This window comes from Streptomyces sp. NBC_01017 (assembly GCF_045162795.1).
Lineage (GTDB): Bacteria > Actinomycetota > Actinomycetes > Streptomycetales > Streptomycetaceae > Streptomyces > Streptomyces machairae.
In genome coordinates this window covers 10,841,779-10,864,199 of sequence record NZ_CP108683.1, presented here as the reverse complement: position 1 = coordinate 10,864,199, position 22,421 = coordinate 10,841,779, and the positions used below count along the sequence as shown (strand labels likewise).

Genomic DNA, 22,421 nt, shown 5'->3' with positions numbered 1-22,421 from the left:
GACGGTGTCCTCAACGTGTTCGTCAGCATGGTCCGATGACGGCGGAAGATTTCTTCCTCGGTGTGTCGCCGCGGCGGTCTGGCAGGTCGGCGGTGCGTCGTTCCCCGAGCGCGAGGGCGAGCGCCTGCCGCAACTCCCGGTTCTCTTCCTCCAGTTGACGGTTGCGCTGGGTGGCTGCTTCGAGACGTCGCAGCAGGGAGGCGTCGGATGCCCGCTGCCGGTCAGGAACGGACCGGGCCCCAGGAACACGGTGGCGGGCCCGGAGGCGTTCGATCTCGGCTCTGAGGTCGGGCTGGTTGTAGAGCCAGGACCGGGAGACGCCCGCTTCGCGGGCGACGGTCTCGAATGTGATCGCGCCGCCGGTGGTGTCCAGCCGCCGCAAGGCGGAGACCGCGCGTCGGCGGGTTGCTGCGGCCCGTCGACGGGCCGCAGTGACGATCAGGTGGGAGTTGTCAGCCGGCATCTGCGGCCCCCTCGTCCTGGCAGTCTCCCAGCTCGCCGATCATGCGGTCGAGGTTGTCGGCGACCTGCTGGTTCATCTCGGCAATACGGGTGTGGCCGCAGCCCTTCGCATTGTCGATCAACGTCAGGGTGCGGGTGTGCTGTTCCCGCAGCTCGGGCAGGAACTCGGGTCCGGTCAGGAAGACCGGGCAGGTCAGGCAGGCATTCGCGTGAGGGCAGGTCTTCTGGACGGGCAGCCCGCAGTAGCCGTTGGGCAGGGTCTGGGTGGCGAGGCCGTAGCGGGTCTTGGCCCATTGGGCCTGCCCGAGCGGCCCGTCGGCGTCGAGCGTGACGCGCTCGCCCTTGATGTTGACCTTCATCGCCGCTTCCCAGCGGCGCCGGACGGTCTGATCGGTGATCCGCGCGTAATGGGCGGTCATCCGGGACGATTCGTGGTCGAGGAGAACGCGTACGACTTCCTGCGGGACGTCGCGGTTGATCAGCCGGCAGGCGAAGGTGTGTCTCCACTGATGGGGCGTCAAACGGACGGGCTGGCCGTGTTCGTCGCGGATGTCGCAGGTCGCCAGCCAGCGGCGGAGCATCTGCCGGTAGCTGCCGTCGGCGATCCGCAGCCGTCCCGACGCGTTCGCGTGCGGTCGCGGGAAGAGGACGCCGGTGCCCTGGGGCCAGCGTTCAAGGACGCGCTGCTGGTGGTCGCGGATGGCCTGTTCGAGTTCTTCGTCGATCGGGACGGCCGCCTCACGTTTCATCTTGGTGTTGAAATACCGCAGGTAGGGGGCTTTTTGGCCGTCGTGGAGGAGGCAGTCGAAATCCAGGCAGATGACGCTGGAGATCCGCAGTCCGCCGCGGATGAGGATGAGCGTGATCAGGCGGCCGGACGGGTTGTCCCAGCGGTCCAGGTTCGCCTCGGACTCGACCTGGGCCATGACGTGCTCGGCCAGCCGCCGGGAGACCGTGGCGGCCGGCTCCGGCGGGATGTCGCCGGGGTAGAACGCGGCGGTGCCCGACAGGGAGTCGTCCCAGCGGTGTTGCCGGATGGCCTGGAAGAACAGGTTCAGGTTGCTGATCCGGCCCTTCTTCAGTCCGTGCCCGCCAGGCACTGAGGCGACGTGGGCGAGGTGCCGTTCCAGGAGCGGACGGTCGATGTCGGCGAGCCGGTCGACGCCGACGTGCACGAGGAAGTCGCCGAAGCAGACCAGCGCGTCCAGGCCGGTGTGGGCCGCGGTGATGCTCAGCCCGCTGGTCAGCCTCAGCCGCAGCCATCGTTTGGCCAGGTCACGCAGCCACGGTTGAGTGATCCGCTCAAGATGGAGGCGAACGCGGGGTCGGGGGACGGTGGCGGTGGCCGGGGTGGTGATGCCCGGCAGCCGCTCCAGCCGCCACACGTCCCGCGGGTATTCGCTCTCCCAGCCCGCGCCGTCGCGCAGGACCTCGACGGCGTCCCGGACCTCGATCAGGAAGAGCCCCGGCTCACGGACGCGGCCCGAGGACGCGTCGTGCCGCCACTGCTCTTCGGTGAGGTCGAGCAGGGAGGACACCCCGAGGGCCCGGGTGAGCCGGACAGCTTGCGCCACGACGCGAGGCGGCGTCGTGCGGCGGTGGGCATCGGACCGGCACTGTAGCCCGTACTGGAATTCCAGCGTCAGCTGACGGGGCAGGTCACGCAGATCTATGTGGGCGGTGCCGGTCAACTCGGCGTCCAGGGCGAACCGTTCGGCATCCGGGCGGCCGGCGTTCGCCCACCGCTCATGGTGGCTGCGGCAGAACAACATCTGCGGGCCCTCCGCCCGCAGGGTGCAGAACGACAGTCGGCACTCGGCCTGGTCGTCACCGGGCTGCACCAGATTCGGCGCATCCCAAAGGTCCAGGCCGGGCCGTCCGGCCCGGACCCACCGGTCGTAGTGCTTGGCGCACAAGCCCTTCCCGGAGTTCCCGTAGCGGCAACCGGTGATCGTGCAGACCGTCAGGGCCTGGCGCCCGCGAACGGGCAGGCCGGGATCCGCGAGGAACTCCTCCATCGCCGGGCGTCCGCGGTGGCGCCAGCGGATCACGTGTCCGTTGCAGAGCCCCCGCATGCTGACGATGCGGTCGCAGTCGGCAACGGCGCAGGCCGGGGCGACGAACACCGGGTCGTCGGGGGCCGGGCGGTAGATCTCGGTGCGGAACTCGGCCCGGACCGTGGCCAGGAGCTTCTCCAGCAGTCCGGCTCGGCCGTGTCCGGCAGGCAGGGCATGAGGTGTCACAGCCGGACCTCCCGTCCGGTGAACCAACCCGCGTCCTCCAGGGTGCGGCGGGCGTCCTCGACGGTCAGGTGACCGTAGGTGTCGATCGTGGTGCTGATCGAGGCATGTCCCAGGAGTTCCTTGACGTTCTCCATGCCCGCCCCGCGACGCAGCAGCCAGGTCGCGTAGGTGTGCCGGTACTGGTGGGGCTCGAACGCGATCCCGGTGGTCTTCCGCAGCCGTCTGACCAGGTCATAGACGGCCGGATAGGCCCAGGGACGGCCGTGCGGTTCGGCGAAGAGGTTCACGAAGACGTAGTCGGAGTCCAGGGCGCCGTATTCGCGGTGCAGGTAGTCGGAGTACAACCGCATCAACTCCGCACTCGCCGGGACGGCCCGCGTGCGGCCGGCCTTAGCGCGGGCACGGTTGTCGTTCTGCCGTGGCACCACCGTCACCTGCTTCTCGGCGATCTCGATGTCGTCATGCCGCATCCCCAGGGCCTCACCGATACGGACCCCCGTGTCCAGCAGCAGGGCGAACAGCAGCCGGTCCCGCAGATGCTTGCAGGCATCCAGAATCTTCTGGGCCTGGACGGCGGTCAGGACACGGGGACGTTTCCGCCCGGACTTGAGCTTGATGGTCCTGGTCCGCTCGGGCCTGCCAGAGGCGATGTGCTGCAGGAACGGCTTGTAGGAGGTGGCCGACGCGCAGTGCCGCCCGGCCGGACGCATCGTCACCAGCAGGCCGGCGACCTCAACACCGCTGCGGGCGTGGAACTCGTAGAACGTACTGACCGCGGCAAGCTTGCGGTTCACGCTGGAGGCCGTGCAGTGGTGCTCGGCCGTCGGCAGCACGGCCACCACCCCGTTCCGGGCCATGGGCGGCAGCCGCAGCCAGGCCACGAACGCGGCCGCCGCCTCCAGATCGATCGTCTTCCAGTCGAGGCTGCGGCCGTTGAGGTAGGTCCACCAGTCCTTGAGGTCGTGGGCGTACGCCTTGATGGTGTTCGGTGACCGCTCGATCGCCGTCAGGTAGGCCAGGAACGACTCGACCGGATCGACCGGCCGCAGATCATCCCCCAGCAGCGTCCACGACTCCGCCGCCGACCCGGGTGCCAGCACCCTCTGTACACGCACTACGCATCCGGCCCTTCCGTGTTGGACGGCGGCAGATAACCGCATCCACGACGGAAGTTGGGGGAACTTCAGAGTGCTTCACACACATGAAGGACACGCTCGTACTGGCTCAAGATAACGGCCCACGATCTTCTTGGCGTTGTCCGTGCCCCTGCCTCGTGGCGGGAACGCTGGTGGAGGTCTTCACGCTCTGCGCGTCGATCACGCAGGCCGACGGCTTCGCGTTCCGCCCCTCCTGTTGTCGCACCAACTCCCGCAGCAGGCCGTTGAGCTGGGTAAAGATGCCGTCGGACTGCCACTTGGCGAAGTAGCCGTAGACCGTGTTCCAGTTCGGGAAGTCATGCGGCAGGTAGCGCCACTGCACCCCGGTGCGGTCCACATACAAAATCGCATTCATGATCTCGCGCAGGTCATGCTCGGGCGGTCGGCCAAACCCCAGGGCCCGGCCGTGGCGCTCATAGCGCCACGCGGACAGCACAGGCTCGACCAACTCCCAGCGGGCATCCGACAGATCACTCGGATACGCACGTCAGTCGGTCATGACCTGGGGATACCGCCGTGCGGGGGCGTGCGCCCAGGCGCGCGTTCGGCCGGTCGAGGCACGGGACGGAACCGGACGTCCTGGAATGAGACAGGCGCAAGCCGACCTCTGCCCCAGACGCCACACTACCTCCTGCCTCAGCATTAATTCTCGGCCCGCTAGCCCCAGCAACACCAGACCGCCAGCCGGACCAATAAGACACCGCTTCACTTGGTGAGTCGTCGGTAGTTGATGAGGCTGGTGGCGATGGCGGTGAACGCGAGGAAGTGCTCGGGCTTGCATTCGTAGCGGCGGTGCAGGCGGCGGCAGCCGGCGAGCCAGGACGCTCGACCACCCAGCGGTGTCGGCCCAGTCTTTGTGAGGTGTCGGTGCCGCGGCGGGCGATGCGGGGTGTGACGTCTCGCTCGCGGAGCCCTTTCCGATTCCCCAACGGACCGCCCCGGCCCTGGCACGTCCTGATGCATCCTCAGACGACCACGCCTCCGACAACTGACAGCACCCTGGACGCATGCCTTGGCGTCCTTCTTGCTGATGCCCATCCCCGCGCAGCGTAACGGCGCCGGTCAGTTCGCGCTGAGGTCGATCTCAACAGGGAATGGCACGGCAGACTTCACCACGCCAGGGAAGATGTCTCCGCCGCGGTAGACCCTGTTCGCAGGATCGAGGATATAGGTGTACACGAGGGGGACTCCGGTAGCGGCTTGTTCAACCCGCCAGTAGAAGGAGATCCCGGCTTTGGCGTACTGGTCCACCTTTACGATTCGGTCGGTGGTCTCCGAGCCCGGTGAGACGACCTCGACGACCAGCAACACATGCTCGGGACGGGTGGGCATGATGTCGATCGTGTCGGCACGGTAGACGATCACGTCTGGACGGCGGTTGGTGAGCGGTACATCCTGCAGACGGACATCGAAGTCTGTATCTGCATTCCACTCCGGGCCGGCGGCGGTGTCGAGAGCATTCGCCAGGATCCGGGCCAGGCGATTGTGCCGCTTGGACGCGCTGGGGCTCACAACGACCATCCCGTCCACGATCTCGATACCCGCGCACTGCTCCTCGGACCAGGAGTTGTACTCTTCCGCAGAAACCTGCGCATGCATCCACGCGGGCGTGACCATCTCGGCGGTCATGGCATACCTCCCCGAGTCTGCTCAAGCTGAAGTGCAGCCTACTGCCTCACACTGGCTTTCAGCTGACCTCGATCTTCATGGTCTCCTCCAGGCGCCCGAGCCGCTGGTTGGCGTCGCGTGAGGCGTTCGCCTCCATCGGTGAGCCGTCCACGGCCACCGCCGAAGGATCGACCAGGCCACGTCGGCCGCACAGCGACAACACCTGCACGAACAGCGAGTTCAAGGCGGCACGGTGGCGTCGTACGAACGGCGCAACGGTGGGAGTGGTCCACTCGGCGGTTCGCGGTTCGGCCCCACCAGCCAAGCTTGCGATGCCTCCCTGATCCTCGGAACCGAACAACGAATCGCTCTTGCCCTTCACCCGGCAGGAGCCGTGCGACAGCCTCCGGCCCGTCCGGCGGCCGCACCGAGACCGTCCCGGCCAGGGCTTGGACGGCTTGTCGGCTCGATGAAACACACACCGGGCCAGGCACCACGACGTCGGTAAGACGGCCAAACGCGCCGAGTCGATCAAGGAACACCAAGCCCGCCCACGCTAAACGCCAAGCTGAGGGTGTTCCGGCGGGCGTCCATATCCGCTGGGTCAGGGGGGCGGGAGGCCATTGGCAGGTGCCTGGGCAGGCGGGGAGGTGTAGGGAACGATGGGCCCGTCACCGGCGTCGGTGGTCATCGGCGGACCCTCCAGGACGAGGCCATTGCCCTTGATGATTCCGATCTGGGCACCGGTGTAGCCCGCGTGTGAGGTGGGACTGTACTCGAGCGGCGTCAGTCCGGGGCCAGGTGAGAATTTCCCCCGCTCCAAGGCTTCGACCAGGGATTCGCGGGTCGGGTGCTTCCCGGCGCGCTGAAGCGCCTGGACGAATGTGTAGGCCGTGGCCACTCCGTACATGACAGAAAAATTCAGCGGCCGGGACCGCAGGTATCGGTCATGAATCTTCTTCGCCAGAGCGACCCAGCCGTTCGAGGTCGCGGTGAGCGGCGTCAAGTAGGTACTGGCGATGATGCCTTGGATCAGCGGGTTTCCCTGACCGCTTGTGCCGGGGGGCGGCAGCAAGCCGGACAGTGTCGGCGGATCGGATCCACCAACGTAGACGACCAGTTTCGCGGCGTTGCCGGTCTTCTGCTGGGCCAGCCGAAGAAGTGCCGTGTACGCGGCCGGCGCGAAGGAGACGATGACGTCGGCCTTGGCTCTGGCGATGGCCTCCATCTGCGGGACGACGTCGTTGTAGCCTGGTTGGTACGACTGCCGGGCCACCACTTGGGAGGCCGGGATCTGCTTGTCCAGGCCGATGACAGCGTCCTCGCCGATGTCGTCTTGGTAGAAGTACGCGACTTTCTTGTCGGGGAAGGACTTGGCGACATAGGCGCCAAGGATCTTGCCCTCACGGATGTAGTCGGTCTGCCAGCCAAAGGTGTAAGGCAGTTTGGTCGGGTTGTTCCAGCAGGGGCATCCGGACGAGGGGAACAGGTCCGGAACTTTCTGAGCGTTGAGGTAGCCAACGACGGCCTGATGGGTGTGAGTGCCGAAGCCGTTGAAGATGGCAAACACCTTGTCCTGCTCAACCAGCCGGCGGACGATCTTGACGGTATTGGAGGGGATGAAGGCGTCGTCCCTGTAGGAATAGATGATCTTACGGCCATGAACGCCGCCATGGTCGTTGACGTAGTCGAAGTACGCCTCTGCTGCGGGTGCACTCCCGCTGTATGCGGCAGCCGGCCCGGTCAGAGGCTGGTGGCTGCCGATGGTGACCGTAGTGTCCGTCACCCCCGGCACGGTGGTGCTGTCTGTGTCGGTGCTGCAGCCCGCTGCTGCGAAGACCAGGGCGGCCAGTGCTGCGATGAAGCGAAAGGCCTTGTTCATGACGAGCGGGCTCCGATCTTCATCAGGGCCATGATCGGCTTCGGCGGTCTGGCGTGTCGTTCCAATGAGCAGTAGTCCAGGGAAGCTGTCACGTTGTGAACCGGGGCGGGAGCTGCCACGTTAGCGGAGGCATGGTCGCCTGAGGATGCATCAGGACGTGCCAGGGCCGGGGTGGTCTGTAATTCAGGCCGTGACCGGGCGGGTCGGTGTTGCCGGTGATCCGGCTCCAGATGGCGAGGCGGATGATCATCTCGAGGCGGTGACGGCCGGCGGTCATAAGGGGGCGTCCGGGCCGGAAGTGGGGTGAGATCCCGGTGAACGTGGACAGGAACCGCTGCGCCCCGCCGGCCGAGCCACCGGCTCCCGTCCCACACGATCAACCTGAAGATCATCCCACTGCGGCACCGACAACGTGGCAGTCCCAGCCCTGGTTTCTGGGGGTTGACACTCGAGGCAAGCACCATCGTGACCAGTTCCAGGACATCGTCGTCGACATCGCATCCTGCAGGATAGGAGAACACGGGACATCTCCGCAGGTGAGGCTTGTTTGCCCTCCGAACCAGCGGGATGCCCCGTTCGACACGCCACCGTCAGCACGCCGCCGGCGCCCCACCCGCCAGCCGTACAAGTGAAAGAGGCTCCTGGTGGCCCCGCACCACCAGGCCGTCATTGACGTCGTCCAGCCCTGGCGCAGGGCTCCAGCTCAACGACCCTGCTCTGGTGGAGTTCTCACGTCGTGGCAAAACGTCACTTCTTGAGATGGAGGCGCTGGACCTTCACATCGTCGACGAGGGGACCACTGGGTGTGGGATGCACCGCATCTCCGGTCGTGCTGGCCAATGTCAGAGTCGTGGCCTTGCCAACGGCTACAAAGGTGACGCGCTGTTCCTCCCACCCCATGTTGGTGGCGCTCTTCCCAGTCGCGTCAACGGCGAAGGTCTGCACCTTCTGATTATTGATGAGCACTTCTCCGGTCTTGACAGTCGGTCCGCGCTGGAAGTTCGCAGCAAGTTTGAATGTCACCGAATACGCGGCTCCCGTCTTTGTGGCGAACCGCTGCGATATTGCCCCTGGCTGAGTCTTGTTAAGGTCGTCTGGGTTGGTTCCGTTCAGATCCACAATTTGATGGGATCCGTCGGGAGCCGGCCATCCGTCGTGGACCAGGTCAACCGTCCTTTGCGTCACTTCCCATGGCCCGATCGAATTTCGACACGGGTTGCTGGGGCTCGCGCAATTGTTGAACTCCAGGTCCGCGTCCACAAAGGTCTCGGAGGCGAGCAGTTGCGGACTCTCGAAGCTGCCGTTTGAAAATGCCTTGGCCTGAGTCCGCCAGTTCCAGATCGAATTATGCGCACCAACGCCGGATGCAGCTGCTGTAGTGGAAGCTGCGCACAGAAGAACGGCCGCGGAAATGATGCCGACACGAATAGGTGATGTCACGCTATACCCTTTCAGACAGGCGACCACGCCGATCGGGCGCGGCTGCACTTCCATCGCCTGGCGAACAAGCCAGTTGGTCTGCCTCCATCCTCGCGTGGGCCCGGTTCCCCCACCCATAACCGCCAGGGCCGGCTTTGGGGCGGCTCAATGTGCGCCATAGGGACTGTCACGTTGTCGGTGCCCGAGTGGGATGTCTTCAGGTTGATCGTGTGGGAGGGGAGCGCCGGTGGCGCAGTCCGGGGTGCGTCGTACAGGAACCACCTGTATCCGGTGGAGATCATCTCGCACTGCGTGTGGCGGCTGTACCCCTCTCAGCTTCCGCGAGGTCGAGGAGCTGACACGGCAGCTGTAGTTCCAGCGTCTGGGCTGGTCAGTGTCTTGTCGGGGGTGCGTGCGGGCATGAGGACGGCCACCGCGATCATGAACGTTTGTGACGACGTATCAAGACACGGTGGCCGCGGAGGCCACGATAGCGGAGCAGACGTGGGGCGAGACATTCGGGAGGGTCATGGCAACCGTCGCGGGCTGTTTCACACGGCGTGAAACGCGGGCGACAGCCGCCGAGTTGGTCGCCGGACTGTTGCTGGAGGTGGACACGCGGAACTGCTGGACGCTCGGGCAGGCGTTGGGACATCCGGGCCCTCACCGGCTGCAGCACCTGTTGTCCCGTGCCCGGTTCGATCACGATCGGGCGGGGAAGGAGATCGTCCGCCTGGTGGCCGGTGAACTCGCCGGGCAGGACGTGGTGTTGGTGGTGGACGAGACGGGCGATGCGAAGTCCTCGACGGAGTGTGTGGGAGCCGGACGGCAGTACTCGGGTGCGATCGGCGGTGTCGGTCTGTGTCAGGTGGCGGTGCATCTGGCGGCGGTCTCCGCGACCACGAAGGTGATCATCGACCGGGCCCTGTATCTCCCGGCGGACTGGGCCGCGGACGAGGAACGCCGCGAGGTCGCCGGGGTGCCGGAGGAGGTCGGGTTCGCGACGAAGCCGCAGCAGGCGCTGTCCATGGTCACCGGCGCACTCGCCACGGGGATCGAGGCACGCTGGTTCGCGGGCGACGAGGTGTACTGCGGGCGTGAACTGCGCCGGGGCATACGCTCACTGGGTCTGGGCTACACGGTCGGCATCGCCGCTACGTACCAGGTCACCGACGGGGGCGGCCGCCGGTGGGAGGCCCGCAAACTGATCAACAAGGTGCGTCCCGAGCAGTGGATGCGCCGGCAGACCGGACACGGCACCAAGGGCACCCGCGAGTACGACTGGGCCTGGCTCGACGTCCGCCCCGACGACACTCCCGACGAGAACGAGAACGAGAACGAGAACGAGAACGAGAACGCGGCCGGGGCGGGGACGAGCGTGCTGGTCGCGCGGCGGCACCGCTACACCGGCGAGGTGTCCTACTTCCGCTGCTGGGCACCCGGCGACGTCGCCCTCGCCACACTGATGGAAGTGATCTCGCGCAGGTGGCGGATCGAGGAAACGTTCCAGCTCACAAAGGGCTTCACCGGGCTCGACCAGGGTCAGGTGACCTGCTGGAACTCCTGGATGCGCTGGTCACTGTTCTCCCTGTTCGCCGCCGTCGTCCTCGCTCTCACGGCCGCAGCCATCCATGAGGGCTCCGAGCGGCAACCCGGACTCGTCCCGCCGACCTGTCCCGAGCTCATCCGTCTCCTGCGGGCCATCGTGCTGCCCCCAGCCGCCCGCGACCGTGATCATGTCCTGCGCTGGATCGCCTGGAGGCGCCGTCACCAAGCCGTCGCAACCGCCTGCCACCAGCAACGACACCGCTGCCACGACCAGCCGTGATCAAGAACTACAGCTGCCGTGGCTGATTCGCGGCGCGTGCGGCCCGGCCCTTGGTGTGGACGAGGCGGCCGGGCTCCTGCGACTTCAGCTACGAGGCTGCCGCGTTCGAGCCGAGTACGTCGGTCACGGCTGGACGGTGCTGTCCTCCAACCGGGGGACGAGGAGGAACGGCCTCCGCGCGCCGTAGGCCAGCCAGCTCGTCCAGTGCCATGGTGCATGAGCCATCCCCGGCGCACCGAGGGCCTGGCTCCCCGCCATCGCGCCAGGCCCTCGTGGTGTGCTCCGCGGTGCACGGAGCAGTGCGGCGAATGAGTGATGTGCCGACTGCCCAGCCGGGCTTGGGTCGTTGAGCGAGTTGTGGAAGCCTGCGGAAACTACGCGAATCCGGACCCCAATTCTCGATCGGCCACCTTGGAACAGGACACGTGCGCATGGTGTGCCACTGGTGGGAGGGGACGCGCAGGCACCAGCGTTGGAAGTGGAGGGGAAACGTTCGCCCTCACCGGGGAGGGTGCCGTGTGGGCTGAGCGCTCGTCAGGCCGAGGCCCGGCCGGTGATAGCAGCGAGAACGGCGATGGTCGTGCTGGCTGCCTTTACGGTTGTCGCCGCGGCAGCGTCGGTCGTTTGCCGACGTGACCAGGCCGGGGGCTCGACGGGGCATCGAGCGGCCACCGCGCGAAACTGAAGCGGGGACCGGCCCTGCAAGGGCCCAGGGTGGTGGGAGGTGTTCCACCAGGCCACCCAGTCCGACAGGCGGGTGGTGAAGTCCTCGAAGTCGTCCAGGAGCACTTCGTCCGCCGCCGCGCCCGGCGCCGGCCCGACCGGGGCTGGCGTACACAGCCGGGCAGCGCGGCAAGGAACATCGACTCCACCGCCCGGTTCAGCCCCTCCACCGCGCCTTTCAGGTGCGGCGTGTACGGGGGCAGGTCCTCGACGGTGACGTCGAGAGCGTTGAACGCGGCGGTCACCGTCCTCGGTAGGAAGTCCTTGCCCTGGTCCATGCGGACCTTTTCGGGCAGGCCGCCCGGGGGCCGGAACGGCTCCTGGCGCGCCACCGCAGCGCGCAGCGCAGCGTCGGGATCGACGGGGGCGGACCACCCTCGCCGCGTGAGCGGTCAGCTCACGGTGGACAGCGGCAAATTTTCCCCTTCCCCAGCCCGAGCAGAGCCCTCACTTCCACGGTGACGGTGAACCGCCCTGGATACGCAGACCGCTCCCCCGGTGCCCGGACTACACCCTCGTCCTGTTCAGCCGCGGCCAGCCACCGCCACACTGCCCGCTCTCGCACACTCAAGGCGTCCGCCGCCACCCTCTCACGTGGTGGTGAGCTTCCCCTCCCGGCGCAGAGCCAGCAGGCGTCGAGAGGCGTACCGCCTGTCCCCGCAACGCCCGGACCGACACAGCCGGCAAAGCGGCTTGGGCACCAGCACCCGCCACAGCCGGGTCCCACGCTTCCTGGTCCACCCCCACGATCACACCAATCCCCACCCGGCCCATGGATCAGAACTCACGAAACTGACAGCGTCACACACCCCCGAGACAGCGATCCTCTACCGATCTCTCAAGACCAAGACGGTGATCCCAGACCCGAAAAAAAACCTGCCCGGCCAGAACACGCCAGAGCCCACTGTCTCGTACACCACCACCCTCTAACCGAGACATCGCAACCACCCCCTCAGCCCCGAAGGCTGCCCTTTCAAGACTGCTCACCTCGGCCGTCCGGGAACAGACTTGAGCCGACCACGGTCGAGGGCAGCCGAACCCAGGAGGTTCCACCATGGAGATGATCAAACCGGTCCGCCAATCCAGCCCGCCAAAAATCACCGTAGACAATCAGGAGTGGATCAGAGCGGAAACCGAAAACAAGACATGGAGTTTTTACAAGGCGGAGAACAAACCTTTTCACATCTCCGTCGAAAATAAATCCGGGAAAGCGCACGCTTCTCCTGATGGGATCGACAACGTCCTGTCGGGCAAGACTCTGCACGTTTACGAGGCCGGGCCGGTGGTGAATTATGTGGCCACAGGGCTGCAGGAGCAGGTTGGCGAGTGGCTGGCCGATGAAGACGAGATGCGCAAAATCTGCAGGCTTTTCCGGGAGGAATGGCCGGACGCCATGGAAAAGATGCATGCCACACACCAGACCGAGCTTCAACAGTACAACGAGTGGCTGACCGAACAGAAGAATAACTGGCCCAAGACGAAAGAAGAGGAAGCGGCGGAGGCGCTGAAGGAGAGCGAGAGGAGGAGAAGCCTGGCAAGAATTCTAAAGAATACATCGGAGGTGGGGCAGGTCGAGAGAGTGACCCCCACCGCCTGGATGGTCAGGTATGGGGAGCACCTGTACGCGCTTCCTGCTTCAGCAATCAACACCGCCATGATCAAAGGGAAGTGGACAGAAAAGGCGTTCTCCATGGCGGCGCACGGAGATTTCATCGTCATCAAACGGCACACCGTGCCGTTCATTGTCGCGAAACGGCGACTGAAAAAAGAACTGATTGTCGATGAAATCCTCCAGCGAATACTGGAGCTACCCGAGGCGGAACTTTCCTACGGCATGCTGCGCACACCCGGACAGAACTACAGAGTCACACCCATGCAGAAGAAAATACTCATCAGTATTTCGCGGGAGATTTCACGGAATTTCGATCCCGCCCAGACACCGGCGGTCTTCAGGGTCGAGATACGAAACAAAACATACGTGGTGCAGCCCACGCATCCAAAACTTGGGCTTCAGACCGAAGCACAATGGAATGACTGGATCAAGAGTCTTCCCGAGGCCGAACTGAAAGGCGAGGTCGTAACCCTGCCGAGCGGGCAACAATACATTTGGAAGGGGGTATGGCCGGACGAGCCCACCGAGAAGGGGCCCGGATACCACAGAATCCTTGCATCCGACGGCGTCTTCATTGCCCAAATCGACAAACCCGACTTTTTCATCAAGGTGCACCCGAAAAAGGGGCTGGCTCACACCTGGATGGACACGCTACCCAAGGCGGTCGGAAGGCTGCTTCCCCACGGCACGCTGACCCTGAACGTCGGCGAGGGTAAAGAGATGTACGTGGTCGCCCGAGGTTATCACGAAAAACTCCTGCAGCTGTCACAGCGCACCCTTCCGGGAACCCCGGGATGTTTCAAGTTCGACCCATCGAACATAGGCGTCAGTCTGCCCCCGGTGGCCATCGATCCTGCCGCGCACCCCGATCTGCTGAGAACAAAGACGAGATGGGAAGAAATCCTTAAAAGTATCCCGTCCGTGAAAATGGACAATACATCCATCTCCATAAATCTCGGATCCGAAGGCTGCGAGATGCATTTTGCACTACCAAAAAAACTACCCGAGCACGACCTGACGCGGAATTTGTCAGAGTGCTACACCATGAAAAAGGGAGGGGAAACTCTGATCGTCGATCCGCGCAGCCAGAAAAAGGAATTCGGAGTGAGCTTCATATTGACCTCACCGAAAGTGAAGAAGTGGATCGAAGGTCTTCCGCGTGCCGCATACTCATCGCGAACGGCCACCGTACGGTTCGGCTCCGAAACCATTTCATACACGATGACCGAGGCTACCTGGATAAAGATAGCCAGGCAGTCCGAGGCCGAGGTAATCGCGGTAGGCACTCCGGGATGCTTCGTAGTGACAGTGAAAGGCGTGATGACAGGGCTCGCCGTCAACCGACGCAATCCCTTGCTGGTGTCGTCGGCCGCCTGGAATGCATGGGTCACGGGACTACCGAGGGCCGAAATGATCAACTCCATCTCGGGCGATCTGTGTATCTACGCTGTCGGTCACGGACCGGCGACGCAGGTGTTCGAAGTCGACATGTCGCTGTACAAGGAGCCCCCATGCGGTTCGGTCGACTGCTTCGTCGTGGGCTCCGAAGACAATCCCCGTCCCGTCTCGAAGCGTGCCGCGTTTGCGAGAGAGCTGGATCCGGCTTCCAGGGAGCTGACGAGCCTCCCGGCAATCCGGGAGCGCATGTCGATGTTCTCCGAGGAGTCCCATGCCTATGTGAGGGAGCAGCGGGAACTCAACCGGCAGGGCTTCACGCTCCCCACGGACGGAACCGGCGACAGCCTGTTCTCCGAGGAGACCCACGCCTACGTGAGGGAGCAGCGGGAACTCAACCAGCAGAACCTCACGCTCCCCGCGGACGGAACCGGCGACAGCCTGAGCATGACGCATGTCTCCCTGCACAACGACGCTCTCCTGCAGGATGCGCCCTTCAACGGAGTGGACGATGGGGGCAGCCCTTCAGGAAACCCTCTGTGGGCCTACTTCACCGGAACCATGTTGGTGATGTACGGAGACACCAGTTTCTACAACAGCGCGGATCTGTACAGTCGCTTCCAGAACAGCAACGGCCAGTGGGTCCAAGTTTTCCTCTACAAGGTGGCGGACGAAAACCAGGCAGGCTACAGACTCATGGTCGGCGACCTACCCGCCGAGCATGAGCAGACCTTCCGGGACTACATGACGGACCATATGACGAACTACGCCCCCGACGTCCGGATCGACTTCATGTGACCCGCACATGGCTCGCCCGGTGCTCGACCCCAGGCGCCTTTGCGGGGGTGTCTAATCAACGGCGGATCCGATGATCAAGAAGACGCCTCGTGAGCGAGACCATTGTGGAAAACGAGGCCATCGAGGAGCCGGTCGTCGAGTCGGCTGCGGAGGCGGTGTCGCACGAGCAGTTGGTTGGTCGCGATGCCGGTCGACCGAGCCCGCAGTGACGGGCTGCCGCTGACCGGTGAGGGTGGGCTGCAGCAGCAGCTGACCAAGCGGTCCCGGAGTCCGCCCTGGAGGGCGAGGTCACCGGCCAAGCGCGGAGCGACAAGCCCGACGCGACGGACCGGAACACTGGCAAACAGCCGCAAGAGCACGCGGACGAAGACCGTGCTCACCGACTTCGGCCCGGTCGAGCTGAAGGAGCCGCGGGACGTGGCTGGCCCGTTCGAGCCGCAGATCGTCAACAAGCGGCAACGCTGCCTAACCGGGGAGGATCCCCGTTCTCGCGGACAAGGCCTACCAGGGAGCCGGTGCAACGTCGCGACACCAGTCAAACGCCGGCCGCGCCGTGAACTCACCATCAAGCAGAAGCCCGTCAACCGGGCACACGCCCGACTGCGCTCACCAGCAGAGCGATCCTTCGCGAGACTCAAGACCTGGCGGATCTTCCGCATAGCCCGCGTCAGCCCCAACCACCTCACGTCAAGGGTCAAAGCCGTCCTCACCCTGGAGAAGCAACGCTGAAGAAGCTCAATGTCCGCGAAGGGCCTCACCCACGGTGAGATATCCGCATATCTGGCCGAGGTGTACGGAGCCGACGTTTCCCAGCAGACCTACACCACGAAGTGGGACGCCATCGGCGGCAGGGGTCTCCACCCCTGCCCGGTTATGTAGTGGTGCCTCGTTGCGCACGAGTCCGGTATTCCACACCGCACGGCAGATGTTCCCAAACTCCTCACACATTGCAGCTGCTCGGCAGTGAGCTCGTGCCGGTACCTGCGGCTGGAAGGCACCAGGACACCCCCTCTCGAAACAACGTGATCACCATAGTGGGAGGCCACTGACAACTCAGTGAACTCCGCCTCTGCGCGGCTCCGTTACAAGAATGAGCCCCCCTGAAGGACGGGGCCTGCGCTCAAGAAAACCGATCATCGAAGCTCCGTTGTTTGCAGGCGAGTTGGTAGCTCACCTACACCAACGGAGCTTCGGCGTACCCGGTCACTCCCCCGTCGACCAGCACGTTCACAAGATCACGACGACCTTTACAAGAGCTCTGACCTGCACCTGCCTCACCCCCTGTCCGAGCAGCGGCAGCCTGCATCCGCCGCGCCTCTCGCTCAGCCGGCCCGCAACGCGCTGCATTCGATTTCCCCATACCGCCCTCATGCGCCCTGACAGATCGTCAAGAACAGCCTTAAAGATCAGCAGCCGCGACTCAGCGAGTTCAACCTGAGTACGTTCAAGCATAGAAAATCGCCGTCCAAGATCAAGGCTGAACGTACCGCGTTCGTGCACTTCCGAGTGCCCGATCGCCTGCTCGAACTGGGAGTGACACCCGCACGCCTCCGGAAGTGTAATGGCAGGACCGGTCCGGGCGGTCCCGTTGTCCGAAGCGAAAGAGATTGCCGCGGAAAAGCCAAGCCGGTACCAGTGCACGGGGAAACGTCAAACGGTTTAACAACAAAGGACTACGGCCGCATCTCGCAGAAAGAGGTGGCGCTCATATTATCGCGCGCTTCATCGCCATTCTTGGTAAGGGGTCGCGCCGGACCTTGAAACATCCTCGGATTTAATCACGCCTGTGTCCGTACCGATGCGGGTCGCCATCCACTGCAGGAGCGCCAGACGCCTCCCCAGCCGCCCGCTGGTGTGTGGATCGCCTGGCGCCACGCACTGATAAGCGCACCGCAAGTGACGGTGCACCGAAAAGTAGGGAATCTGATTGTGGGACAGTTTAACGATTTGCGCGATGTTGCACAGCTGTACGACGAGAAAACCCGCGGCTCCAACAGCGCGATGAACCTGGCGCTTGCCTCCCAGGATGGACTGTTCTTCAACCACAACGGGCTGCATGGCGGGGAGATCGGTGACGTACCCAAGATCGCTGACGACGAAGGGCGGCTGCAGCTGGTACATGCAATGGAGCTCGAGTTGGTGCGCGTCGGCCAGGAATACCTAGGCGATATAGGGCCGGGCGCGGTCGTGCTCGACGCAGGGTGCGGCGCCGGCGGCGGCGCGATCGTCATGCACAAGAACTACGGGTGCGCCGTCGAGGGCGTGACGCTGTCCCTCGAGCAAGCGCGGTTCGGCCAGGAGGCGGCGGCCGCGCATGGGGTTAGCGCCCACGTCCAGTTCACGGTCGGCGACATGGGCGGGTACGCCGAAGCGGCGGGACCGTTCGATGCCGTGTGGGCGTGCGAGTCAACCGAACATGTCGATGACCTGGAGAAGCTGTTCCGGTCGTTCCGCCGCGCACTGAAGCCGCGCGGCCGCATCGTGGTGATCGCGTGGTGCGCGGGGAGCGGAGCCGAAGCCGACAAAATGAAGGAGACGGTCGACCGGCACTACCTGACGAACATCAGCCCACCGGCGGAGTACCGGCGCGCTGCTACGGCGGCCGGGCTGACGGTGACCAACGAGGTCGACCTGACGGCGCCATGCGTGCCCTATTGGCAAGTGCGGTCGACGTCAGACAAGGCGACCGGGAGCGAGAAGTTCATGCTGCCGGCGTTCTCGTCGAGCCTGCTGACGTACAATTTGTTCGTGCTGGAGGCATGACCTCTCGCGCCCGCGGTGGCCGCCCCATATAGCCGCTTGGCCGCGATCCTTCGCTGAACGGCAGATTCCAGGGGTCGTTGCAACACGTATCGTGTTGATCAAGCTGTGATCAGTTTATGCAGGCGCTCGGCCGGGGTTTCCCAGTCGAGCGTTTTGCGTGGGCGGCCGTTGATCTCGGCAGTCACGGCATCAAGATGCTCTGGGGTGTGAACGCTCAGGTCGGTGCTCTTGCGACGGCCGGTGACCCGGCCCATGATCTTGGGCACTTCCGTTGCTTAAAGTTTCAGTGACTCTCAGCTTTCCAGACGCTTCCGTCTGGAAGGTCCGTGTCGGTGTCACCCCTGCGTGGGGTGCGCTTCGGTGTCCTGACGAAGGTCTCCCGTTTCTCTTTGCCGCTGCTGCGGCAGGCTCGCGCCACCTGCCCGCCCGCTGGACGTCGGCGAGAAGACCAACGAGATCATGTGCTCCAGCCGCTGCTGGACACCGTCGCCGACCTGGCCGGCGCCGTAGTCACCAGCGACGCGATGCACCCCCAGCGCGAGCATGCCGACTACCTCCTCGCCAAGGGCGCCCACTACATCGCGATCGTCAAAGGCAACCAGAAGAAGCTGCACCGCCGCCTCAAGTCCCTTCCCTGGAAGGACATCCCGCTTCAGTGACGCACCCGGGGCATCGGCCACGGCCACTCAGGGATCCGCCGGATCAAGGTCGCCACCGTGAACAGCTCCCCGGGGGCCCGGCGGGCCGTCCAGATCAAGCGCCGGCGCACCGACCTCAAGACCGGCAAGACCGCCGTCAAGACGGTCTACGCCGTCACCAACCTGACCGCCGAGCAGGCCACCACGTCCCAGGTCGCCGAACTCGTCCGCGACCACTGGAAGATCGAGGCCCTGCACCATGCCCGCGACACCACCGTCGCTGGACGCCTCCCAGCTACGGACCGGCAACACGCCCCGCGCGATGGCCACCTGGCGCAACCTCACCATCGGAGCCCTCCGCACGGCCGGAGTGGAGAACATCACGGCCGGCCTCCGCCGCAACACCCGCCGCACCCTCGCACTACCGGGCCTCGGATGATCACGAACCGGACGTCATCACGCAACTACGCCGAAGCCCTGCGCCTGGGCCCAGTTCATCCCCTTCCTTCAATTCGACACCGAAATAAGGCGAGCTATATGCGCGACCAACGCCATCGAGCCGGTGAACGCGCCCATCCGCACGGCTGTCCTCGCTCGTGGGCACTTCCGAACAAGCAGACAGCGATCAAGTGCATCTACATGGCCATCATGAGCCTGGACCCCACCAGGCAGGGACGCAAGCGCTGGTCACAGCGCTGGAAGGCCGCTCTCAACGCCTTCGAGATCACCTTCGACGGTCGGCTCTCCCTCGCCTGCCTCTGAATCCCCAACAACTCCAGAAACACCGTTCACGGGACAGACCCTCACCAACAGTCACATTCCATCTGAATTACACACAATCGAATCCTGCTCAAGAATTCGAGGCCAACTACAGGAACATATCGAGCCAAGGACACCACTAATGAAATATCCACCCCAACCCATTCAAATAGATCGACGTCTCCCGAGCGGACTGAATTTCCGGCAAGAAGTACGCGACCTTGAACCTGAGTCGACCATCAATGAAAATACTTTCAAGTTCGTGAGGACCGAACTCGCCAAGCGTCTCAATGTCGAAATACCTCGGAATGCGCATGACGATGTTAGACGTAACCCTCTTACGGGTCAGCAGTACCATTTGCCGCAGGCTAGGCTGCATTTTGTCGATATCTATCGCATGAGCGGATTTCTCGACCACCTCCGTCGACCAGTCCGGATCAAGAATGGCAATATCGGCCGTGATGGAATTCAGCAATTCTTCGTCCAGCACGTCTCCGGCTATGAATTCAATTCTATCTTCTACACCATACGTCTCGGCGTTTCGCTTGGCGCATTCCAGGCGGCGAGGGTCAATGTCTACGCCTGTGACTCTTGGAATGAATCGTGCGACCTGGATTGCCAATGCGCCTACGGCTGTACACAGCTCCACGCATGATTGATAACGTGCGAGGCGCTTGGCTATGTGAAGGGCAGCAACTTCTTGAACACTCATATAGAGAGCAACGTTGTCGCCCAACATTGTCTTAGAGAATTTCTTTTCTTGCATGATTGCAGTATACGGTTGTTCCGCCGCATCAGCCACGTCAGGGGTTCCCGAAGTCACCTGATCTCGGATTGTCATGATCAGGTGAGGTTCAGGAGGTCAGGGCGACTCCGTTGCATAATTCGTGTGCTTAGGCTGTGAGTTGGTACCGGTAGTTCGTTTAACCCGGCAGTAGAGTTGGCTTTCTCCCCATCCTGAAGGGCAGGGGGAGGAAGTCAACGTCTTATTCCGGTCCCGCGGCGCCAGCAGCCCGGTCAGATACTCACGAAGCCCCCGCGCTGGGCCAGGCTGACGAAGAGGTCATCGAACCGGGCCGCGTGCCCCTTCACCGGACGGTCCCGGTGCAGGCGGACACGGACGGCGGGTAGTCATCTTCAGCCCCCATCATGGCAATTGACTCGCTACCACCAGTTCCACTCCAAAGTAGACTCTCTCTGACGTTTCCGCTGGTCATCGGGGGATGCCGAGGAGGTCGAGCGGGGCGCTGAAGGGCTCGTAGGACAGGTCACGGACGGCTCCGGTCGTGCTCGTGGCACCGGCGGCACGTAGCCGTTCGAGGGTGGTGTTGCGCAGGGTCGCCATGTTCTCGGGGCTGTGGCCGGTGCGGATCTGGGAACGGTCTTCGCGACAGAGAGTGTCGCGCACATAGTGGATCTTGTTTTCGATGTGCCGGTGGCCGCGCAGGCCCAGGGCGATGTCGTAGGGTTTCGCCCGGCGTGCGGACAGGCCAGTGATGACGTGGAAGGTCTCGTGGGTGCGCCTGCCCGTCACGTGTCCATCCGGTGCCGGGTGATCCGGGCGGCCTGGCGGGCATCGGGGAAGTCCAGGTGGGAGACGGAAAGTACCTGCACGACCCGGGTCTCCTTCCGGCCGTGGCCCTCGGTGCGGTCACAGTACTTCGCGGTGGCCTTGTCCCAGGGCAGGCGGCGGCAACTGGCGCAGAAAATGCGCTGGTTGAGCTTGACGGTGAGCAGGTAGCGGGTCTTCTTGTCCTGGACCGGGAACCGCACGGTGTCCGTCTGGGTGTGCAGTGCGTCCACGCCCACGCACACGCCTTCATGTCGAGCGATGCCGAGCACGTCGCGCAGGCAGGGAATCCCGTTGGTCTTGTCATGGATCCGCAGCCGGGCGCTGACCTGGTCATCCTGGTCGATGACAGCCAGCAGATGAGCCGCGGTCCGGGCCCGGGTGCGCGAGCCCCGGGCACTCTTGCCGTCCGCCGCAACCGCACGGGGCGGGCCTGCTCCGCATCGGCGGGCCGCGACAGCGCGGCCACACCGCCGGAGTGAAGCTGCCCGATGATGCGGCGGACAATGTCCATCGACGCGGCCGGCCGCACCCCCCAGCGCCGCGGACCGGTAAGCCCAGCCGGCCAGGCCGTCCTGGAACCGGCCCTACGGCCAACCCGCACTGTCGTCAACCCAAATACCGACGAGTTCGATGAACTACCGGCACGTACCTCTCTGTGCAATATCGGCTGCCCTGAAGAGCGGCCTAAGGGGATTATCTAAGCTTTTCCCATGTGATCAACTAGGCGCCAATCGACATCTGCTCCCGCATCTCTCGCAGGACCCAGCACTAATAATCGATAAAACTGGATCGACCGAAAGGCATCTCTAACATGTCCAACTTTCGCGTCTTTATGCTGATCGGACCAACGGGAGTAGGGAAAACGCGGCGCTCCGTAGCCCTTGGGCAGCAACACCGTTCGCCAGTCGTAGCGCTTGATCGCCTGCAGTGCCACCCGGACTTGGCGGTGGGATCCGGTCGACCAGAAGCCGCCGGCCTGGCGGGGACTGAACGCATCTACCTGGACGACAATCGTCCGGTAGGTGTCGGACTCCTTCCTCCCGAGGCAGCAGTAGAACGAGTTGCGGCCCTGGTGCATCACCATCGCAGCTCTGGGGGTGAACATCTGATCTTCGAGGGAGGCTCAATATCGATATTGCAGGAACTCGCCAAGCGTGATGATTGGTCAGCTGGAATAGACCTTCATGTTTCACTACTCCTGGAGAAGAGCTACATAGAATATGACAGAAATATGCAGACGCGCATCGGAGAAATGCTTGGGTATACAGGCGATGCACCCACCCTTATTGGAGAGCTGCGAGCGCTGTGGCTCGACTCTGCAGCCATGTCGGTACTGAGAAAACTAATGACGTATAGCGCAATCATTGATTTCTGCGAGAGGGAAGGATTGGACCTTACTGAGATGAACAGCACAGCCGAGGCTGCATTTCGCTTTACCTTCTTCCGGATCATTTATCGCGAATTCATGAACCATGCTGAACGGCAGCGCTGCGAGATAGCTGCAGTTTTGGACACATTCGCCGAACGTGGATGCGGTGTGGATAACATCCTTATGTAGCTG

18 protein-coding genes and 7 pseudogenes are annotated in these 22,421 nt (G+C 63.9%); 10 read left to right on the top strand and 15 right to left on the bottom strand.

Annotated features, from left to right (window positions below):
• Positions 1-22 precede the first annotated feature (22 nt).
• The 10 genes and pseudogenes from OG331_RS49735 to OG331_RS49690 all read right to left on the bottom strand — a co-directional run bounded on the left by OG331_RS49735 (position 23) and on the right by OG331_RS49690 (position 8,846).
• The gene (locus tag OG331_RS49735) at positions 23-463 is read right to left on the bottom strand and encodes a DUF6262 family protein (protein WP_406191208.1); all 441 of its coding nucleotides are present in this window, start codon (positions 461-463) and stop codon (positions 23-25) included.
• Entirely contained in the window at positions 453-2,705 is a 2,253-nt protein-coding gene (locus OG331_RS49730; protein ID WP_406190529.1) for a tyrosine-type recombinase/integrase, read from the bottom strand. Before OG331_RS49730 ends, OG331_RS49735 begins: the two co-directional genes overlap by 11 nt.
• A complete protein-coding gene (locus OG331_RS49725; protein WP_406190526.1) occupies positions 2,702-3,820 on the bottom strand; it encodes a tyrosine-type recombinase/integrase in 1,119 nt (372 codons plus the stop codon). The genes OG331_RS49730 and OG331_RS49725 overlap by 4 nt, the downstream gene beginning before the upstream one ends.
• A gap of 117 nt (positions 3,821-3,937) precedes the next feature.
• Positions 3,938-4,331 (bottom strand): annotated as a pseudogene (locus OG331_RS49720) (transposase); the annotation flags it as partial.
• A gap of 236 nt (positions 4,332-4,567) precedes the next feature.
• A pseudogene (locus OG331_RS49715) lies at positions 4,568-4,782 on the bottom strand (IS5/IS1182 family transposase); the annotation flags it as partial.
• Between the two features lie 142 nt (positions 4,783-4,924).
• Positions 4,925-5,491 carry a Uma2 family endonuclease gene (locus tag OG331_RS49710; protein ID WP_406191210.1) on the bottom strand — a complete coding sequence of 189 codons (567 nt, stop codon included), beginning with the start codon at positions 5,489-5,491 and terminating at the stop codon, positions 4,925-4,927.
• Positions 5,492-5,549: 58 nt separating this feature from the next.
• Complete coding sequence (locus tag OG331_RS49705) at positions 5,550-5,714, bottom strand: hypothetical protein (protein WP_406191212.1); 165 nt, start codon at positions 5,712-5,714, stop codon at positions 5,550-5,552.
• 360 nt (positions 5,715-6,074) lie between these two features.
• On the bottom strand, positions 6,075-7,352 hold the full coding sequence (locus tag OG331_RS49700; protein ID WP_406191214.1) for an ABC transporter substrate-binding protein: 1,278 nt from the start codon (positions 7,350-7,352) through the stop codon (positions 6,075-6,077).
• Between the two features lie 196 nt (positions 7,353-7,548).
• Positions 7,549-7,704, bottom strand: a pseudogene (locus tag OG331_RS49695) (IS6 family transposase); the annotation flags it as partial.
• Positions 7,705-8,099: 395 nt separating this feature from the next.
• Positions 8,100-8,846, bottom strand: a complete 747-nt coding sequence (locus tag OG331_RS49690; RefSeq protein ID WP_406191216.1) for a DUF642 domain-containing protein — start codon at positions 8,844-8,846, stop codon at positions 8,100-8,102.
• A gap of 454 nt (positions 8,847-9,300) precedes the next feature.
• Here OG331_RS49690 and OG331_RS49685 point away from each other — a divergent pair, with 454 nt between their 5' ends.
• The 6 genes and pseudogenes from OG331_RS49685 (at position 9,301) to OG331_RS49660 (ending at position 17,890) form a co-directional block, all read left to right on the top strand.
• Positions 9,301-10,599, top strand: coding sequence for an IS701 family transposase (locus tag OG331_RS49685; protein WP_406191218.1), 1,299 nt, complete (start codon positions 9,301-9,303; stop codon positions 10,597-10,599).
• Between the two features lie 1,777 nt (positions 10,600-12,376).
• Positions 12,377-15,127: a hypothetical protein gene (locus tag OG331_RS49680; RefSeq protein ID WP_406191220.1), complete on the top strand. Its 2,751-nt coding sequence runs from the start codon at positions 12,377-12,379 to the stop codon at positions 15,125-15,127.
• A gap of 89 nt (positions 15,128-15,216) precedes the next feature.
• A pseudogene (locus tag OG331_RS49675) lies at positions 15,217-15,607 on the top strand (transposase); the annotation flags it as partial.
• Between the two features lie 84 nt (positions 15,608-15,691).
• Positions 15,692-15,781 (top strand): annotated as a pseudogene (locus OG331_RS49670) (IS5/IS1182 family transposase); the annotation flags it as partial.
• A gap of 84 nt (positions 15,782-15,865) precedes the next feature.
• The gene (locus OG331_RS49665; protein WP_406210898.1) at positions 15,866-16,006 is read left to right on the top strand and encodes a hypothetical protein; all 141 of its coding nucleotides are present in this window, start codon (positions 15,866-15,868) and stop codon (positions 16,004-16,006) included.
• 1,050 nt (positions 16,007-17,056) lie between these two features.
• Positions 17,057-17,890: a methyltransferase domain-containing protein gene (locus OG331_RS49660; protein WP_406191222.1), complete on the top strand. Its 834-nt coding sequence runs from the start codon at positions 17,057-17,059 to the stop codon at positions 17,888-17,890.
• Between the two features lie 98 nt (positions 17,891-17,988).
• On the opposite strand, the pseudogene OG331_RS49655 reads toward OG331_RS49660, so the two are convergent.
• Positions 17,989-18,120: pseudogene (locus OG331_RS49655) on the bottom strand (IS30 family transposase); the annotation flags it as partial.
• Between the two features lie 231 nt (positions 18,121-18,351).
• Here OG331_RS49655 and OG331_RS49650 point away from each other — a divergent pair.
• Positions 18,352-18,549 carry a hypothetical protein gene (locus tag OG331_RS49650; protein WP_406191224.1) on the top strand — a complete coding sequence of 66 codons (198 nt, stop codon included), beginning with the start codon at positions 18,352-18,354 and terminating at the stop codon, positions 18,547-18,549.
• A 27-nt stretch (positions 18,550-18,576) separates the two neighbouring features.
• Here OG331_RS49650 and OG331_RS49645 read toward each other — a convergent pair whose 3' ends face one another.
• A complete protein-coding gene (locus OG331_RS49645; RefSeq protein WP_406191226.1) occupies positions 18,577-18,789 on the bottom strand; it encodes a hypothetical protein in 213 nt (70 codons plus the stop codon).
• Here OG331_RS49645 and OG331_RS49640 point away from each other — a divergent pair.
• Together OG331_RS49640 and OG331_RS49635 are read left to right on the top strand one after the other, a co-directional pair.
• Positions 18,788-18,967: a hypothetical protein gene (locus tag OG331_RS49640; RefSeq protein ID WP_406191228.1), complete on the top strand. Its 180-nt coding sequence runs from the start codon at positions 18,788-18,790 to the stop codon at positions 18,965-18,967. The genes OG331_RS49645 and OG331_RS49640 overlap by 2 nt on opposite strands.
• Before the next feature lie 42 nt (positions 18,968-19,009).
• Positions 19,010-19,290, top strand: a pseudogene (locus tag OG331_RS49635) (transposase); the annotation flags it as partial.
• A 136-nt stretch (positions 19,291-19,426) separates the two neighbouring features.
• On the opposite strand, the gene OG331_RS49630 reads toward OG331_RS49635, so the two are convergent.
• The 3 genes from OG331_RS49630 to OG331_RS49620 form a co-directional block, all read right to left on the bottom strand.
• Positions 19,427-20,053 carry a methyltransferase domain-containing protein gene (locus tag OG331_RS49630; RefSeq protein WP_406191230.1) on the bottom strand — a complete coding sequence of 209 codons (627 nt, stop codon included), beginning with the start codon at positions 20,051-20,053 and terminating at the stop codon, positions 19,427-19,429.
• Positions 20,054-20,500: 447 nt separating this feature from the next.
• Positions 20,501-20,821 carry a hypothetical protein gene (locus OG331_RS49625; RefSeq protein WP_406191232.1) on the bottom strand — a complete coding sequence of 107 codons (321 nt, stop codon included), beginning with the start codon at positions 20,819-20,821 and terminating at the stop codon, positions 20,501-20,503.
• Complete coding sequence (locus OG331_RS49620) at positions 20,818-21,096, bottom strand: hypothetical protein (RefSeq protein WP_406191234.1); 279 nt, start codon at positions 21,094-21,096, stop codon at positions 20,818-20,820. The genes OG331_RS49625 and OG331_RS49620 overlap by 4 nt, the downstream gene beginning before the upstream one ends.
• Positions 21,097-21,671: 575 nt before the next feature.
• Here OG331_RS49620 and OG331_RS49615 point away from each other — a divergent pair.
• Positions 21,672-22,418: an isopentenyl transferase family protein gene (locus OG331_RS49615; protein WP_406191236.1), complete on the top strand. Its 747-nt coding sequence runs from the start codon at positions 21,672-21,674 to the stop codon at positions 22,416-22,418.
• The last annotated feature ends 3 nt before the right edge of the window (positions 22,419-22,421 follow it).

Bases quoted from the DNA above. Each gene is read 5' to 3' on its own strand.
- OG331_RS49630 (WP_406191230.1), bottom strand. From the start codon at position 20,053: ATGCAAGAAAAGAAATTCTCTAAGACAATGTTGGGCGACAACGTTGCT.
- OG331_RS49685 (WP_406191218.1), top strand. From the start codon at position 9,301: ATGGCAACCGTCGCGGGCTGTTTCACACGGCGTGAAACGCGGGCGACA.
- OG331_RS49615 (WP_406191236.1), top strand. From the start codon at position 21,672: ATGTCCAACTTTCGCGTCTTTATGCTGATCGGACCAACGGGAGTAGGG.
- OG331_RS49645 (WP_406191226.1), bottom strand. From the start codon at position 18,789: ATGGTGCAGGGCCTCGATCTTCCAGTGGTCGCGGACGAGTTCGGCGAC.
- OG331_RS49665 (WP_406210898.1), top strand. From the start codon at position 15,866: ATGTCCGCGAAGGGCCTCACCCACGGTGAGATATCCGCATATCTGGCC.
- OG331_RS49735 (WP_406191208.1), bottom strand. From the start codon at position 463: ATGCCGGCTGACAACTCCCACCTGATCGTCACTGCGGCCCGTCGACGG.
- OG331_RS49710 (WP_406191210.1), bottom strand. From the start codon at position 5,491: ATGACCGCCGAGATGGTCACGCCCGCGTGGATGCATGCGCAGGTTTCT.
- OG331_RS49690 (WP_406191216.1), bottom strand. From the start codon at position 8,846: ATGGAAGTGCAGCCGCGCCCGATCGGCGTGGTCGCCTGTCTGAAAGGG.
- OG331_RS49640 (WP_406191228.1), top strand. From the start codon at position 18,788: ATGCCCGCGACACCACCGTCGCTGGACGCCTCCCAGCTACGGACCGGC.
- OG331_RS49700 (WP_406191214.1), bottom strand. From the start codon at position 7,352: ATGAACAAGGCCTTTCGCTTCATCGCAGCACTGGCCGCCCTGGTCTTC.
- OG331_RS49680 (WP_406191220.1), top strand. From the start codon at position 12,377: ATGGAGATGATCAAACCGGTCCGCCAATCCAGCCCGCCAAAAATCACC.